Source organism: Neoaquamicrobium sediminum (assembly GCF_013240295.1).
Classification (GTDB): domain Bacteria; phylum Pseudomonadota; class Alphaproteobacteria; order Rhizobiales; family Rhizobiaceae; genus Aerobium; species Aerobium sediminum.
The window spans coordinates 696,591-712,599 of the sequence record NZ_JABETK010000001.1; the positions used below are offsets into that span (position 1 = coordinate 696,591).

The following is a 16,009-nucleotide window of genomic DNA, read 5'->3' on the forward strand; positions in this document are numbered from 1 at the left end:
TATCATCGTGTGCGCCACGGGTAGGCTCTCTTCAAGCGAGGAGAAGAACGGGTGCCTAGCTCGATTTCGGCTCTTCGTCGTTGATCTCGACCGTGAAACTTCCATCCTTGATGGCGGCTTCCTTCTCCGCCACCAGCGCCTTCACTTCGGCGGGCACCTTGCCTTCGAACGTACCGAGCGGTGCGAGCGAGCAGCCACCCTCCTTCATGAAGGAATAGACCCCGTAATCGGCCGCGGTGAAGCTGCCAGCCTTGACCTGTTCGATCGCCTTGTCGAGCGTCGGCTCGAAATGCCAGATCGCCGAAGCCACAACCGTCTCCGGATAATCGGCCTGGGTATCGATGACATTGCCGATGGCAAGGATACCGCGCTCCTGTGCGGCATCCGATACGCCGAAGCGCTCGGCATACATGACATCCGCGCCGGCATCGATCTGGGCGAAGGCGGTTTCCTTAGCTTTCGGCGGGTCGAACCACGAACCGATGAAGGCGACCTGGAACTTCGCGTCGGCCGCCACCTCGCGCACACCGGCCATGAAGGCATGCATCAGCCGGTTGACCTCCGGTATCGGGTAGCCGCCGACCATGCCGAAATTCTTGGTCTGCGACATGGCGCCCGCGATCAGCCCGGTCAGGTAGGACGCATCCTGGATGTAGTTGTCGAACGGCGCGAAGTTCGGCACCGATGGGTCTTCCTTGAAGCTGGAGCCCATCAGGAAGGCGACGTCCGGATAGTCGCGGGCAACGTCGCGCGCCGCATCCTCGACACCGAACACCTCGCCAAGGATGAGCTTCTGGCCGGCCTCGCAATATTCGCGCATGACGCGCTCATAGTCGTTGTTGGCTGTGTTTTCCGAATAGACATATTCGATGTCGCCGCGGTCCTTGGCGGCATTGGCCGCAAGGTGAATGCGGCTCACCCACTGCTGCTCCGTCGGCACGGTGTAGACGGCAGCGACCTTGAGCGGCTCCTGCGCGAAAAGCCGCGACGGCAAGGTGCCGGCGAGACCGAGCGCGGCACCCGCACCCGCGGTTTTGAGCAGGGCGCGGCGCGAAACTGGCAAAGTTCTGGACGTGTTTGAAAAGCTGGGCATTGAACCACCTCTGGCTGGCGCGAAACTCTGTTGGAATCCCGTCTTTTTATCGTTTGGTCAAAGCTATGCGAATTTTATGGGCCCGGCAATCAAGCTGCCTTGTTTTGCAGCAGAATCTTGGATGAAGGGGCATATCCCCCGCAACATCTCAGCCTCCTGCCACCGCAAGCGCTATGGCCGCACGCAACTCGTCCATCCCCTCGCCCTTTTCCGACGACGTCGCGATGATCGCGGGTAGGCCGCGGGCCGCTTGCGCACTTTCGCGGCCGTCTCCTCTATGAGGCGCGGCACGCCGGCCGCCTTGATCTTGTCCGCCTTGGTCAAGACGATCTGATAGGACACGGCGGCCTTGTCGAGCAGGTCCATGACCTCCTCGTCGTTCTTCTTGACACCGTGGCGCGCGTCGATCAGCAGATAGACGCGCTTCAGCGTCACTCGCCCCTTCAGATAGTCGAAGACGAGCTTGGTCCAGGCATCCACCTGTGCCTTGGGCGCCTTGGCGTAGCCGTAGCCGGGCATGTCGACCAGCGCCATTGGCGGCAGGTCTCCCTTCTCTCCGGAGAAGCCGTCGGGCACGAAATAGTTGAGTTCCTGGGTACGGCCTGGCGTGTTCGATGTACGCGCGAGGCCCTTCTTGCTGACGAGCGCATTGATGAGCGAGGACTTGCCGACATTCGACCGGCCAGCAAACGCGATCTCCGCCGGCCCTTCCGGTGGCAGAAACTTCATCGAGGGAACGCCGCGGATGAAAACCCATGGGCGCGAGAACAGGTCGCGCGTCGCGTCCTCAGCATCATTCGTCATCGCGGGTTCCCTCATGCCGACCGTTCGAGCCGATCGATGTCGGCGCCGCGGATGGCATCAAGGTTGCGGGTGATCTTGTCAACCGGCCAATCCCACCACGCGACAGCGAGAAGGCGGCGGACCGTCTGCTTGTCGAAGCGCATCTTGACGACGCGCGCCGCATTGCCGGCGGCAATAGCGTAGGGCGGCACATCGTGCGTGACCACCGAACGCGCCGCAACGATGGCGCCGTCGCCGATTGTCACACCCGGCATCACCACCGCCTCCATGCCGATCCACACATCGTTGCCGATCACCGTATCGCCGCGCAGCTCGCGCTCCCATGTCGTCTCGTCGAACCCCTCTTCCCAGCCTGCGCCGAAGATGTTGAACGGATAGGTGGAAAAGCCGGACATGGCATGGTTGGCGCCATTCATGATGAAGCGTGCCCCTTCGGCAATCGCCGTGAACTTACCGATCACCAGCCTGTCGCCGATGAACTCGTAATGATGCAATACGCACTTCTCGGCAAAGGCGTCGGGCCCGTCGGGATCGTCGTAGTAGGTGAAGTCTCCGATCTCGATATTGGGCCGATTGATGAGTGGCTTGAGAAAGCCGACGCGCGGGTGCATCGGGATGGGATGCTTGATCTCGGGTCTTGGGCCACTTCCTTCCATGGACGCTCTCCAATCCTGCTGCAGATCGCAGAGCAATAATCCATCGCGACCAGTCCGAGGGCAAGGCACGGCGACAAAGAGGGCTACCGCGCCTTGCGTTTCGTCATGCGGCGGCCCTTACGGCGAGGATGAAGGCGCCGCTGGAAACCAATCCACCGACCGTGCGGACATGGTTCCACATCGTCCAGCGATCGAGATAGTCGGCCCACAAGGCTGCGCCGGCAGCGCTCGACGGATCGACCGCAGCCAGGGCGTTGTTCATCGGCACGTTGAAGAGCACGGTGACCAGGATCACCCCGGCCAGATAAGCTATGCCTGCGGCAAGCAGCCAGGGCATGCCAAGCCCGGCAAAGTTCATGGCCGCGAAAGCTACCAGAACCAACGCCAGAAGCGCCGTGCCAAAGAAGCCGAGAAAGAAGATCGGGTTCAGCACGACCTCGTTGATGACCTGCATAGCCTCGATGCCGGCCTGCGGCGTTAGCCGCCGCAGCGAAGGCATGACGAGATTGGAGAATGCGAAGAAGAAACCGCCCATCAGGCCCGCGCCGAGCGCGGCGGCCACCGTGGTCGAATAGATGATCGGGCTCATGGCACTCATCCTTTCCAGACGCCGGATGCCGCAGCGGCACGCGCATAGTCGCGGAAGTCGCGCGGTTCGCGGCCGAGCGCCCGGCGTACACCGTCGGACAGGCTCTCGTTACGGCCGTCTAGAACCTCGCGGGTGAGCATCACCAGCAGATCGATATATTCGTCCGGGACGCCTGCCTGTCTGAGGCCCTCCGCATAGTCATCGACACTGAGTGGAACGTAGCGGATCTGCTGCCCCGTCACTTCCGCGATTTCCCCAACAGCCTCTGCAAATGTTATGAGGCGCGGGCCGGTTACTTCGTAGATCTGCCCCACGTGGCCGTCACCGATGAGCGCTTCCACGACCACGTCGGCGATATCCTCGACATCGACAAAGGGCTCGCGCACAGCATCGGCGGCGAAGACAACTTCCCCCGAAACGACGCCCTCTGCGAGGAAGCTTTCGCTGAAGTTCTGCATGAACCACGATGCACGAACCACCGTCCAGTCCGCTCCGGAGCCTATGAGCACCTGTTCGGCACGGATCGCCTCCTCTTCACCACGACCCGACAGCAAGACAAGACGACGCAGGCCGCTATCAAGCGCAAGCCGGACGAAAGCTTCGATTGCCTCAACGGCGCCGGGAACGGTGACGTCTGGATAATAGGTAATGTAGGCCGCGCTTGCGCCCTCCATTGCCGCAGGCCACGTGCTCGCGTCGTGCCAGTCGAAAGACGGCGTGGCGGATCGGGAGCCCAGTCGGACCGCTATCCCCTTAGCCTCCAGAGCGTCGGCCACGCGACTGCCCGTCTTGCCCCTTCCCCCGATCAACAGAACCGGACCGCTGCCTGCATTGATGCCACTCATTTGATCTCTCCTTCAAAATATGAGTATTGCTCGCATTTGCAAACGTGATACATCCTCGTATTATGGGCGTCAAGCAGAATATGAGGACTACTCATGATAGATGGCCGACTGTCGGAGAATAGCGCCGCGACCGAGGCGCCCGCGCCGCGCCGCGAGCCGGTACAGAAGCGCAGCCGCGAGCGCTACGAGCGCATGCTGGAGGCGGCAAAAGAGCTGATTACGCAAGGCGGCAGCGATGCCATGAAGATGAGCGACATCGCCGCCCGCGCCGGGGTTCCGATCGGCTCGCTCTACCAGTTCTTCCCAGACAAGGCATCGATCGTGCGGGTGCTGGCGGAGCGCACTCATGCGGAAAGCCGCCAGTGCATCGAGGACGGGCTGGCAGGCGCGCGGGAAATGAGGGCCTTGCGCAGCTCGTTCGCCGATTTGATCGACGAGTACTACGCGATCTTCCTCGCCGAACCGGTCATGCGGGACATCTGGGGGCGATGCAGACCGACAAGTCGCTGGCCGCGCTGGAACTCGCCGAAAGCCGTCGTAACGGTGCGCTGCTCGCCGAAGCCATCATGACGCTCAAGCCCGATGCCGACGCCGAGACGGTCTCAACCTCTGCCTTACTGATCATGCATCTTGGCGAGGCAACGATGCGCATAGCGTTGCAACTGCCGCCCGATGAAGGGCGCACGATTGTCGATGGTTTCAAGCGGATGGCGGACCGGGAACTGGCCGCGCTCTGACTGGCATCGAAACGAAAACGGCCCGCGCAAGGCGGGCCGTTGGTAGTTGGGCAGCCGGCTATTCCGCCGGTTGACTCGGTTTCTTTCGGAACAGGCCGATCAGATTGTCCCACAACTCGATCTTGGCGCCCTGGCGTTTCATGATCACGCCCTGCTGGATGATCGAGAGCGTGTTGTTCCATGCCCAGTAGATCACGAGGCCGGCCGGGAATGTCGCCAGCATGAAGGTGAAGACCACCGGCATCCAGTTGAAGATCATCGCCTGGGTCGGATCGGGCGGGGTCGGGTTCATGCGCATCTGCAGGAACATGGTGACGCCCATGATCAGAGGCCATACGCCGATCATCAGGAACGACGGCACGTCGTAAGGCAGCAGGCCGAACAGGTTGAACACGGACGTCGGATCGGGCGCCGACAGATCGCGAATCCAGCCGAAGAACGGCGCATGCCGCATCTCGATGGTGACGTAGAGCACCTTGTAGAGCGCGAAGAAGACCGGGATCTGGATAAGCACCGGCCAGCAGCCCGCGATCGGATTGATCTTCTCCGTCTTATAGAGCTCCATCATCGCCTGCTGCTGCTTCATCCGGTCGTCCGCGTATTTTTCGCGGATTTCCAGCATCTTCGGCTGCATCTTCTTCATGTTCGCCATCGACTTGTATGACTTGTTGGCGAGCGGGAAGAAGATCGCTTTCACAATGACGGTGGTGGCCAGGATGGCGAGGCCGAAGTTGCCGAGCACCCTGAACAGCCAGTCGATCAGGTAGAACATCGGCTTGGTAATGAAGTAGAACCAGCCCCAGTCGATCAAGAGGTCGAACTGCCTGATCTGGCGGTCTTCCTCATAGGCATCGATCAGGCCGGTTTCCTTGGCGCCGGCGAAGACCAGTGTCTCGACGGTCTGCGACTGGCCGGGCTGGACCACCAGCGGGTCGGTCAGGTAGTCAGCCTGGAAACGGATGCGGCCATCGTCGAAATAGGCATAACGCGGCTGGAAAGGCTGGGCGCCCGAGGGCACCATTGCCACGGCCCAGTACTTGTCCGTGATGCCAAGCCAGCCGTCCTGCGACTTGCCGGGCACGATCTGGCGGTCGTCAACGAGGTTGCTGTACTTGATTTCCTGCAGCCCCTCCTCGCCGGTGACACCGATCAGACCCTCGTGCAGGATGAAGAACCCTGCGGTCTTCGGCGTTCCGATGCGTGCGACGCGTCCGTAGTTGGACAGCGAGATCGCTTCGCCGCTTTCGTTCGTCACCGTATCGGAGACCGTGAACAGGTAGTTGCTATCGACGGCGATGGTGCGCGCGAATGTCAGCCCACGGTCGTTGGTATAGGTCAGCGTAACAGGCGTGTCGGGCGTCAGCGTCGGCTGCCCCTCGACCGTCCACACAGTGTCAGGGCCCGGCAGTGAACCGACGGACTCGTTGCCGATATAACCGACCTCGGCATAGTAGCCGTCGGCCATCGACGCTGGATTGAGCAATTCGATGTTGGGCGAGTTGCGCTCGACGGTCGTGCGGTAGTCCTTGAGGATCAGATCATCGATACGCGCACCGGTAAGGCTGAGAGAACCCGAGATGCGCGGCGTATCGATGGCGACGCGGCCCGAAGCAGCCAGCGCGTCGGCGCGGCTGGACCCCGCTGCCACTCCACCGCCGGCGCCCGGCACACCGCCCGAAGGCGCCTCGCCGCCCGGCAGGTCGGCATTGCCGGCGGCCGTTTGCTGGCCCGGCTGCGGTGTCGCGGACGGTTGCGCCTGTTCCTGCTGCTCCGCTTCGATGCGGGCTGCTTCACGCTGCGCCTCGATGCGCGGGTTCATATAGAACACCTGCCAAAGCACCAGAATCAGCACGGAAAGCGCGATCGTGATGAAGAAGTTACGATTGTTTTCCATACGGTTCCCTTACCGCGCGCCGCGTATCCTGCGGGAAAGTTCTCGCTTGAGATCGTCGAAGGGGACTGCGAGCACCTCGCGCCGCCCGACGATCACATAGTCGTTGCCGGTCGACATGTCACCACCGGCATGCACGCGCGTGGCTTCTTTAAGCCGTCTTCGGATGCGGTTTCTCACCGCAGCGTTCCCGACTTTCTTCGTGACCGTCAGCCCGAAGCGGGGCGGCGCGTCGTCCGCGCGATCGAGAACTTCAAGCAAGAACAGCCGCCCGCGGCGCTTTTCGCCCCGCCGGACAGCCAGAAATTCCGAGCGCTTCTTCAAGCGCCCGGGTGATGTGCCGGTTGGCCGGTTCGACAACTGCCCGGCCTGCGGCCACGTCAGGCCGACAGCCGCTTACGGCCGCGGTTGCGGCGGGCGGCAATCACGCCACGGCCGCCCTTGGTGGCCATGCGTGCACGGAAACCGTGACGGCGCTTGCGAACAAGCTTCGAGGGTTGGTAGGTGCGCTTCATTTGTTTAATACCGCGGGTGCGGCCCTTCTTGGATCTGTCTCTGTATGAGCAGGAGCGTCCGCCCGACCGGTTCATGCACAGCACAAGGCTGCGCCGGACCCTGGGTCCGAGCGTGAGCGGGCTTATAGGGATGTGCCGGGATCGTGTCAATAATGCGCACCGGCGTCCGGCGGCAGCTTAGTCCATTGCCGATACTTGCGGCGAGCTGCCGCTCCATCGTAAGAACGCGCAGGGGTCGCGAAATGCCGCCAGCCGTATCAGGCGGGCATGCGGAATAATGCGCGAAAGGACAAGTCCAGCCCCTTGGCCACCCAGATTCTTAAACCCGACATCTGTGTCATCGGCGCGGGAGCAGCCGGCCGTGCGATCGCCGCGAGGGCCGCGGCAGCCGGTGCAACAGTCGCACTCGTGGGCAGCGCCGGCGCACAGGACGCCCATATCGGCCATCCAAGCGTAGCCGTCCGCGCGTTTTGTGCGGCCGCGGCTCATTCGCATGCGATACGGCGCGCCCCGCATTTCGGCGTCACGGGGCGCGAAGCGGAGATCGATTTCCGCCATGTGATGCGTCATGTACGCAACGCAGCGGCTGCAACCGCCCCGGACATGTCCGACGAGCGGCTTGGCGCCTTGGGCGTACGTATCGTTTCGGCTCACGCGCGCTTCAAGGACCGGCGGACAGTCGAGGCCGGCGCGTTCGAAATCAGGGCGCGGCATTTTGTCGTGGCCACCGGGGCACAACCGGAAATGCCACCGATCGCCGGCCTCGACGAGGTTGGCTGCCTGACGGTCGAGACAATCTTCGCCCTGACGCGGCGCCCTGCCCGCCTGCTGATCACCGGCGGAGGCCATGCCACGCTTGAACTGGCACAGGCATTCACCAGGCTCGGATCTCAGGTCACAGTCGTCGGCACACCCGTCTCGCTTGCCCTGCAGGATCCGGAGGCAGCATCGATCCTGTTGCGTGAGCTTCGGGCCGAGGGCCTCGACATGCGCGAAAGCGCCACCGCCACCCGGATCGAGCGAAAAGGCCGAAGCGGCGTGCGCCTTTACCTCTGGAGCGAGACCGGAGGCGAAGAGATCGTCGACGGCACGCAGCTTCTCGTACTTCCGGATACCCGGCCCACGACCGAGGAACTCGACCTCAAAAAGGCCGGCATCGGCTTCGACAAGAACGGCATCAAGGTCTCCGACCGGATGCGCACGACGAACCGCAAGGTTTACGCGATCGGCGACGTGACGGGAGGACAACAGTCGATCCATGCGGCCGCCCGCCAGGCCGAAATCGTGCTGGATGCCATCCTTGGCAAAGGCACGGCGCAGGCAAACGAACTGCTCCTGCCGCGCGTGATCGCGACGGAGCCAGCATTGGCCAGCGTAGGCCTCACCGAGACCGTGGCACGCCGCCAGCACAAGTCGATCCGCGTCCTGCGCTCCGCCTATGCAGACAATGACCGGTCACAGGCCGAAGGCAGCACCGTCGGCTTCGTCAAGATCATCTGCGACGAGCCTGGACGCATACTGGGCGTGACAATGGTCGGGTCCGAGGCCAATGAACTGATCGGCGTCTGGACGCTGGCCTTGGCCAGAGGCCTTACCGCAGACGACATGTCATCCTATCTGCCCGCCTACCCGTCATTCGGGGAAATTGGCAAACGGGCGGCCTCGGCGTATTTTGCAGACAAAGCCCGTCGGTCGATCGTGGGACGGCTGACAAGCATGCTGCGCGGCTCCGGCTAAGCGACAGGGAGATTGGTTTGCCGCTCAACGGCGACACGGACCAGACAGAACAGAGCCGCGCCGGACAGCAGGTGCCGCTGTCACGCGGTCTTTCGACCAAGCTGCTGCTGCTGACGATCCTGTTCGTGCTGCTGGCGGAGGTGCTGATCTTCCTGCCGTCCATCGCGAATTTCCGGCTGCGCTGGCTTGAGGAGCGCCTTGCGACGGCTGCTGCCGTGGGCATCGTATTGATGGAGAGCGATCCCGAAAGCCTGTCCCGCGAGGTGCAGGATGACGTGCTGATCGCGCTCGGCGCCAAGGCAGTGGCTGTGCGTGCCGAGGGTGCGTCCCAGCTTCTGGTGGTGACGGCGATGCCGCCGCAGGTGGATGTGCATGTCGACCTCGCCAACACGCCTCCGCTGATGGCCATGCAGGAGGCGATCTACACCGCCCTGTTCGGCGGCAACCGCGTTCTGCGCGTGTTCGGGCCGGTGGGCGAAAGCGACACCGAGTTCGAACTGCTGATCGGCGATACCCAGCTTCGCAACGCGCTTCTATCTATGCGCGCAACGTCGCCCTTCTGTCGCTGGTCCTGTCGCTGAGCACGGCAATGCTGGTCTTTTATGCCATCAACCGCATCATGATCCGGCCGATCCGCACCATGACGCGCTCGATGCTGGAGTTCGCCGAGGCTCCGGACGATCCCGCCCGGATCATCCGGCCGGACGCCCGCGAGGATGAGATCGGCGTTGCCGAGCGAGAACTCGCCGCCATGCAGAGCCAGCTCCAGCGCACGCTCGGTGAGCAGAAGCATCTGGCCGATCTGGGTCTCGCCGTTTCCAAGATCAACCATGACATGCGCAACATGCTCGCTGCCGCGCAGCTGATGTCGGACAGACTGGCGAAGGTGATGGACCCGACAGCGCAGCGCGTCGCTCCGCGGCTGGTGCGCGCGCTGGACCGGGCGGTCTCCTATTCCAACGGCGTGCTCTCATATGGCCGCACGCAGGAAGCGCCGCCGGCCCGCAGGCGGCTGCGGCTGCGGCAATTGGTCGATGAAGTCAACGAACTGCTCGGCATCGATCCGGACGCCGGAATCGAATTCGTCAACGCGGTTGAGCCTGATTTCGAGATCGACGCCGATTCCGAGCAGCTCTTCCGGGTTCTTTCGAACCTGTCGCGCAATGCCATTCAGGCGATGTCCGGCGAGCAGGAAGGAACGCTGGTGCGGCGCCTTTCGGTTCATGCGGACCGGACCGGCACGATATGCCGGATACTCGTCGAGGATACCGGTCCCGGCCTTCCGCCCAAGGCCCGCGAACACCTGTTTACCGCGTTTCGTGGTTCGGCGCGCAGCGGCGGCACAGGGCTTGGCCTGGCGATCGCCCATGAGCTGGTGCGCGCCCATGGCGGCACACTTGAACTGATGGAGAGCCGCGGCGGCCGCACCGTCTTTTCGATCACCATTCCCGACCAGCCTGTCGACCTCGACGCAGCGCGCGATGCGCTGCGACGGCCGGCCTGAACAATCCGATGAAAGTTTTGCGACGGGCCGCTTGCAATTCTCGCGATGAGTGGCTAGGAACGCCGCACGAAACGCGGCGATCAACTGTCGTTGCGGTTTTGGCCGGTCTCCCGGCCCATTGCGCGCCCGTAGCTCAGCTGGATAGAGCACCAGACTACGAATCTGGGGGTCAGAGGTTCGAATCCTTTCGGGCGCGCCATTTAACTCTCTGAAATCACTTTATAATCTCCCTTAGCCGCGATGGCTCCCCAGCATAAAAATCCATTTTAGTCTGGGGTTTAGTCTGGGGTTTTTCTCCAGAATCGGCGGGGCGCATCAGCACCGATTGCGCGTGAATCGCGGGTTTGGATCGCTGGTGGGACGATTTTGATGGTTGTCTTTGGGGGAAAGCCTTCCCCCTGGCCGGCACTTCGTTGCCGGCGCACCCCCTTCTGCGGGGAGACCCCCGCAACGCCCCCTTAGAGTGAGAGGCAGGCCGGGTTTGCCGTGACGGGTCGGGATCGGGAGAGAGGCTCCCGAGGCCCGTCGCGGAGTAATCCCGATGGCAAGACATGACCGCAGCGCTCGCGCCGGCTCGGACCGGACGAGCCTTTACGACGACATCACCGACAAGATCATCGCCGAGCTGGAGGCAGGCCGCGTGCCCTGGGTGCAGCCCTGGGGCACGCCCGAGGCCGACGCGCTCCTCGGCCTGCCGAAGAACGCCGCCACAGGCCGCCGCTATTCCGGCATCAACATCCTCCTGCTCTGGGGCGCCGTGGTCGAGCGCGGCTTCCCCGGCCAGGGCTGGCTCACCTTCCGCCAAGCGCTCTCGCTCGGCGGCAATGTCCGCAAGGGCGAGCGCGGCACCACGGTCGTCTACGCCGATCGCTTCATTCCCGACGACGAGAAGAAGCGCGCTCAGGAGACCGGCGAGGAAGCCCACGCGATCCCGTTCCTGAAGCGCTTCACCGTGTTCAACACGGCGCAATGTGAGAACCTTCCCGAAGACGTCACCGTCACGGCGCCGCCCCCGCCGCCCGGCCAGATCGAGCCCACGGTCGAGGCGCTCATCAAGGCCACCGGCATCGACTTCCGCATCGGCGGCAGCAAGGCGTTCTACGTTCCGGCGCTCGACTATGTGGTGGTGCCGCCGCCGGCCGCCTTCTTCGAGCCGATCAACTGGCACCGCACAGCCCTGCACGAACTGTCGCACGCCAGCGGCCATCACTCGCGTCTCGCCCGCGATCTCGGCGGCTCCTTCGGCTCGAAGAAATATTTCATCGAGGAATGCGTGGCCGAGCTATCAAGCGCGTTTTGTTGCGCGGCGCTCGGCATCACGCCCACGGTGCGGCATGCCGATTATATCGGCGCGTGGATCGACACGATGCGCGAGGACAATCGCGCGATCTTCCGCGCCGCGTCGCAGGCCAGCAAGGCGGCCGACTGGCTGCTCTCCTTCCTCCCGGCCGATCAGCAGCCCGACGCAGATGCCGTCTCCTCGATCGACAGGAGGGCGGCATGATGACCTACGCGCAGTTGCGCACGGCGCTCGCCCGCATGGAGGAGAGCCTGGCGCAGACCCGGCACAACCTCGCCCTTGTCGAGCGCCGGCTTTGCGACGGCGCGGAAGCCGAGACCATCAGGCGGCGCCCGAAGTCGCGCTGGTATCATCGCCGGATGAGCCGCTGGACCGGCGCCAACGAGGCCGAATACCGGCGCATCCTCGATCGCATGACCGATGCCGCTCAGGCCGAGCTTGAACGGCTTCGCCGCAAGGCCGAGCGGCAGAACGGCGCCATCGAGGCGCTGCGCTGCAAATACCGCTTCAACGGCGAGCGGCCCCGGCAGTTCGCGTTGTGACCTTCCGGGCCGATGGCTGCGCTGGCTTGTGCCGGCGCAGCCGAGAGGAAGAGAGGGGCCGGGGTTTCCGTGACGGGTTGGAAGCGGAGAGAGAGGCTCTCCGCGCCCGTCGTGGAGAAACCACGATGGCAAGAGCTGCCAGGAAGAAGTCCACCGCCCCGATGATCGTCTTCTCGCGGGCTCGCGATATTCCGTTCAACCGGATCAGGCTGTCGGACAGCAATGTCCGCGAGGTCGACGTCGAGGCCGGCCTCGACGAACTTACCTTCGACATCGACCGCCGCGAGGATCTTGTGCAGGGCCTCAATGTCCGCGCCATCCTCGATGCGGACGGCAACGAGACGGGCGATTTCGAGACGCCTGCGGGCGGCCGCCGCTACAGGTCGATCGCCCGGCTCGTCAAGGCGGGGCGTTTCCCCGAGGACGGTCTGATCCCCTGCATCGTCAAGAAGGCCGATGCCAGGACGTCGGCCGTGGACGACTCGCTGGCCGAGAACACGTTCCGGCTCGCCCTGCATCCGCTCGATCTGTTCCGCGCCTTCAAGCGCATGGTCGACGGCGGCATGTCCAAGGCGGAGGTCGCCACCGCCTACCTCACCACGGAGCGCTATGTCGAGCAGCGCCTTGCGCTCACCGAGGTCTCGCCCAAGCTGCTTGAGGTCTATGCCGAGAACGGCATGACGCTGGCGTTGCTGGAGACCTTCACCGCGAATCCCGATCACGTTCGCCAGGAGCAGGTATGGGATGCCGTGAGGCAGTCGCACTACCGCGAGCCCTGGCATGTCCGCCAGATGCTCACCGAGACCAGCGTTCCGGCCTCCGACAAGCGCGCCCTGTTCGTCGGAATCGACGCTTACATCGCCGCCGGCGGCCCGGTGCTGCCCCGCTACCTGTTCGACGAGGAGGATAGCGGCTGGCTCGACGACGTGCCGCTGCTCGACAGGCTGGTGGCCGAAAAGCTCAGGACCGTCGCCGACGAGGTGGCCGCCGAGGGCTGGAAGTGGATCACCGTCAGCCTCGACCTTCCCCTCGGCCATGAACGGGGCCTTCGCCCGCTCACCGGCACCTTGCCCGAACTCACGCGCAAGGAGCGCAAGCAGCGCCAGGCGCTGCGCGACGAGTACGACGCTTTGATGGCCGAGCATGACGGCTGCGACGAGCTGCCCGACGAGACGCACCAGCGGCTCACGGAGATCGAGGCGGCGCTGGACGCCTTCGAATGCCGCCCGGCCGTCTACGATCCGGCCGAGATCGCCATCGCCGGCGTCTTCATCTCGGTCGATTCCGATGGCGATCTCGTCGTCGATCGCGGCTATGTCCGCCCAGGGGACGAGCCGGCCGCCACGGTCGACGCCGATGCGCCGGAGAGCGAAGGTGCCGAGGCGGATGGCGACGGCTCCGGGGAGCCGCGCGTCATGCGAACCGTCATCACCATCGGCGGTGAGCCGTCCGAGACGGAGGACGACGAGGAAGACGTCATCCGTCCGCTGTCGGAACGGCTGGTGGCAGAGCTGACCGCGCATCGCACGCTCGCCCTGCGCGACGCGCTGGGCGCCAACCCGCAGGTCGCGTTCACGGCGCTGCTGCACAAGCTGGTGCGCGACACGTTCGGGCGCTCCACCACCGGAGCTGCTGTCGGGGCCTCCGTCCGCGAGATCTACTTCCGCGAACAGGGACCGGACCTCAAGGACAGCCCCTATGCGAAGTCCGTCAAGGACCGGCACGACGGCTGGAAGTCGGACCTTCCGTCCGACGACGACGCGCTGTGGGACTGGCTCGCCGCGCTCGACGAGGCCAGCCGCCTGGCGCTGCTCGCCCATTGCGTCAGCTTCGGCGTCAACGCGCTCTACGAGCGGCCGAACCCGATCAGCGCCAGCGGCATCTCGCAGCACGGTCTCGACCTTCGCATGGCGGAGGCTGACCGGCTTGCCCGCACCACCGGCCTCGACATGATCGAGGCGGGCTTCCGGCCCACGGTCGAAAACTATCTCGGCCGCGTTCCGAAGACCCGCATCCTCGAAGCCGTCCGCGAGGGCGCAGGCGACCGTGCGGCCGACCTGATCGCCCATCTGAAGAAGGGCGACATGGCGGACGAGGCCGAGCGACTCCTGGCCGACACCGGCTGGCTGCCCGAGCCGCTGCGCCGCTCGACACCGAGCCGGAGCTTGACGCCGGCACGGAGGGCGATGGCGAGGCGCTGCCCGCGTTCCTCGCCGATGACGAGGCCGAAGTGGCGGCCGGCACCGAGGGCGATCCCGAGCACCTGGTCGCCGCCGAATAGTCGCGGGGCGGCTTCGGCCGCTCCGTTCCTTCCTTCACTCTCGGCCCGGCCACGCGCCGGGCCGCTTTCGTTTCAGGAGATCACGATGGCGATTCCCGACCATGCCCGCACCAACTTCAACACGCTGCTGAGAGCCGCGGGCGAAGGCAACCTCGCGCTGATGGAGTGCCAGGACGCCACGACCGGCGACCTGCGCTACGTCATCTGCGCGGTCGGCCGCGACGGCGGCGAGCACGTCTTCACGCCGTTCGGCCATCTGGCCGATGGCAATCCCTACGACGCCTATCTTCCGCCGGACCCAAACGATCCGTCCGGCTTCCTGCCGCGCGATGACGGAGGCCGGTGATGTTGCAGTCGCATTATCCCGATCTCGGCGTCAGCCCGCTCGATACCGGACGGGCCGTGGTCCGTGCCGCCGCCAAATATTTGCCGCCCGAAGTCCGCGCCGATCCGTGCCGGCGGCTGCTCCGCAGGATGTTCTACTGCGCCATGCTTCGACGCCATGCGGAGATCCAGCGCGCCTTCATGCGAACCCGCCACTGACGCGGCTCCCGAACTTTCTCCCAACCCCGCCCGGCCTCGCGCCGGGCTTTTTCGTTTCAGGAGGCATCCATGCCCATCTTCACCATCGAGACCGCGCATGACGTGCCGGTCTACCGTCTTCGCAGCTACGAGGCCGATACCGTCGACAAGGCGTGCCGGCTGGCGGTGGAAGATGAGGATTGGTCGATCCGCAAGATTTCCCACGACACCCCCGGCGAAACCTTCGTCAGCGGCATCTGGGAAGGAACCGGCGCTCCCCACTCGGCGCGCAGCCTGCCGGTTCCCTCGCAATATGGCGACACCATGCGCCGGAAGGCCCGGCATTTCGAGGTGCTGCTCGGCCTTCTCAAGATATTCACCGCCGCCGATCCGGCAGCGCCCGAACTCGCGCTCTGGCGAAGACGTGCGGTGTCGGCGATCGCCAAGGCCGAAGCCATCATGGCCGCCGCCCGCGATCCCAAGGGGAGCGAGCGCGATGCCTGAGATCGTCCATAACGCCTCGCGGGTGCCCGACAATCGCCGCGAGGGCTTCCTGCCGGCTCTGTTCGGCATGCCGCTCCTCATCATCGCGGAGAATACGGTCTACAGCTTCATGGAGCGGCTCAGCCCGCAGGACTATGGCGGGGGCTTCTGGGCATTCTACGAATACCGTGGAACGCCGCTCTTCCTCGCCCCGACCTCGAAGCCCCGTTTTCGGATCGAAGGCGAGATCACTGGATTTCGCGGCGAGGTCTCGGCGGATGCCGCCGGAATCCTGGCGACGCTGCTCACGCTCTCGCATCTTTCCGTCCGGTACGAATCCGAGCTGCTGGCGCAGCGCTACTATCGGCTTCGGGTTTACTCGGTCCGCCATCCGGAGGCATCGGAGATTTCCCAAGTCCTCGACTGAACATTGCAGGCGGCCCGCCTTCCGGCGGGGCGCCTTTCTCCATGTCGGCCATGCCTGCGGCCTGAGAGGGAGAGGAAGACCGG

The 16,009-nt window shown here is 64.4% G+C and carries 16 protein-coding genes, 1 tRNA gene and 2 pseudogenes; 11 read left to right on the top strand and 8 right to left on the bottom strand.

Annotation, left to right across the window (positions count from 1 at the left end):
- Window positions 1-55 precede the first annotated feature (55 nt).
- The 5 genes and pseudogenes from HK436_RS03325 to HK436_RS03345 form a co-directional block, all read right to left on the bottom strand.
- A complete protein-coding gene (locus HK436_RS03325) occupies window positions 56-1,093 on the bottom strand; it encodes a BMP family protein (protein ID WP_173187329.1) in 1,038 nt (345 codons plus the stop codon).
- 148 nt (window positions 1,094-1,241) lie between these two features.
- Window positions 1,242-1,897 (bottom strand): annotated as a pseudogene (yihA, locus tag HK436_RS03330) (ribosome biogenesis GTP-binding protein YihA/YsxC).
- Between the two features lie 11 nt (window positions 1,898-1,908).
- Window positions 1,909-2,553 carry a CatB-related O-acetyltransferase gene (locus HK436_RS03335; RefSeq protein WP_173187331.1) on the bottom strand — a complete coding sequence of 215 codons (645 nt, stop codon included), beginning with the start codon at window positions 2,551-2,553 and terminating at the stop codon, window positions 1,909-1,911.
- Window positions 2,554-2,656: 103 nt separating this feature from the next.
- On the bottom strand, window positions 2,657-3,142 hold the full coding sequence (locus tag HK436_RS03340; protein ID WP_173187333.1) for an anthrone oxygenase family protein: 486 nt from the start codon (window positions 3,140-3,142) through the stop codon (window positions 2,657-2,659).
- A gap of 5 nt (window positions 3,143-3,147) precedes the next feature.
- Complete coding sequence (locus tag HK436_RS03345) at window positions 3,148-3,987, bottom strand: Rossmann-fold NAD(P)-binding domain-containing protein (protein ID WP_173187335.1); 840 nt, start codon at window positions 3,985-3,987, stop codon at window positions 3,148-3,150.
- A 93-nt stretch (window positions 3,988-4,080) separates the two neighbouring features.
- Here HK436_RS03345 and HK436_RS03350 point away from each other — a divergent pair, with 93 nt between their 5' ends.
- Complete coding sequence (locus HK436_RS03350) at window positions 4,081-4,557, top strand: TetR/AcrR family transcriptional regulator (RefSeq protein ID WP_312860475.1); 477 nt, start codon at window positions 4,081-4,083, stop codon at window positions 4,555-4,557.
- The gene (locus HK436_RS32830) at window positions 4,476-4,724 is read left to right on the top strand and encodes a hypothetical protein (protein ID WP_312860476.1); all 249 of its coding nucleotides are present in this window, start codon (window positions 4,476-4,478) and stop codon (window positions 4,722-4,724) included. The genes HK436_RS03350 and HK436_RS32830 overlap by 82 nt, the downstream gene beginning before the upstream one ends.
- A 58-nt stretch (window positions 4,725-4,782) precedes the next feature.
- Here HK436_RS32830 and yidC read toward each other — a convergent pair whose 3' ends face one another.
- From yidC to rpmH, 3 genes are read right to left on the bottom strand one after another with little or no spacing between them, the layout of a single operon-like run.
- A complete protein-coding gene (yidC, locus tag HK436_RS03355) occupies window positions 4,783-6,618 on the bottom strand; it encodes a membrane protein insertase YidC (protein WP_173187337.1) in 1,836 nt (611 codons plus the stop codon).
- Window positions 6,619-6,627: 9 nt separating this feature from the next.
- Complete coding sequence (gene rnpA, locus HK436_RS03360; RefSeq protein ID WP_173187339.1) at window positions 6,628-6,975, bottom strand: ribonuclease P protein component; 348 nt, start codon at window positions 6,973-6,975, stop codon at window positions 6,628-6,630.
- A gap of 20 nt (window positions 6,976-6,995) precedes the next feature.
- The gene (rpmH, locus tag HK436_RS03365; RefSeq protein ID WP_011579721.1) at window positions 6,996-7,130 is read right to left on the bottom strand and encodes a 50S ribosomal protein L34; all 135 of its coding nucleotides are present in this window, start codon (window positions 7,128-7,130) and stop codon (window positions 6,996-6,998) included.
- Between the two features lie 303 nt (window positions 7,131-7,433).
- Here rpmH and HK436_RS03370 point away from each other — a divergent pair, with 303 nt between their 5' ends.
- The 9 genes and pseudogenes from HK436_RS03370 to HK436_RS03415 all read left to right on the top strand — a co-directional run bounded on the left by HK436_RS03370 (window position 7,434) and on the right by HK436_RS03415 (window position 15,926).
- Window positions 7,434-8,867, top strand: a complete 1,434-nt coding sequence (locus HK436_RS03370; RefSeq protein WP_173187341.1) for a dihydrolipoyl dehydrogenase family protein — start codon at window positions 7,434-7,436, stop codon at window positions 8,865-8,867.
- 17 nt (window positions 8,868-8,884) lie between these two features.
- Window positions 8,885-10,371: pseudogene (locus HK436_RS03375) on the top strand (sensor histidine kinase).
- Between the two features lie 122 nt (window positions 10,372-10,493).
- Window positions 10,494-10,570, top strand: a tRNA-Arg gene (locus HK436_RS03380).
- Between the two features lie 342 nt (window positions 10,571-10,912).
- Window positions 10,913-11,875, top strand: coding sequence for an ArdC family protein (locus HK436_RS03385; protein ID WP_173187343.1), 963 nt, complete (start codon window positions 10,913-10,915; stop codon window positions 11,873-11,875).
- On the top strand, window positions 11,872-12,213 hold the full coding sequence (locus HK436_RS03390; protein ID WP_173187345.1) for a hypothetical protein: 342 nt from the start codon (window positions 11,872-11,874) through the stop codon (window positions 12,211-12,213). Before HK436_RS03385 ends, HK436_RS03390 begins: the two co-directional genes overlap by 4 nt.
- A gap of 125 nt (window positions 12,214-12,338) precedes the next feature.
- Complete coding sequence (locus HK436_RS03395) at window positions 12,339-14,840, top strand: DUF6117 family protein (protein WP_244648490.1); 2,502 nt, start codon at window positions 12,339-12,341, stop codon at window positions 14,838-14,840.
- Window positions 14,840-15,037: a hypothetical protein gene (locus HK436_RS03405; protein WP_173187349.1), complete on the top strand. Its 198-nt coding sequence runs from the start codon at window positions 14,840-14,842 to the stop codon at window positions 15,035-15,037. The genes HK436_RS03395 and HK436_RS03405 overlap by 1 nt, the downstream gene beginning before the upstream one ends.
- 69 nt (window positions 15,038-15,106) lie before the next feature.
- On the top strand, window positions 15,107-15,520 hold the full coding sequence (locus tag HK436_RS03410) for a hypothetical protein (RefSeq protein WP_173187351.1): 414 nt from the start codon (window positions 15,107-15,109) through the stop codon (window positions 15,518-15,520).
- Complete coding sequence (locus HK436_RS03415; protein WP_173187353.1) at window positions 15,513-15,926, top strand: antirestriction protein; 414 nt, start codon at window positions 15,513-15,515, stop codon at window positions 15,924-15,926. The genes HK436_RS03410 and HK436_RS03415 overlap by 8 nt, the downstream gene beginning before the upstream one ends.
- The last annotated feature ends 83 nt before the right edge of the window (window positions 15,927-16,009 follow it).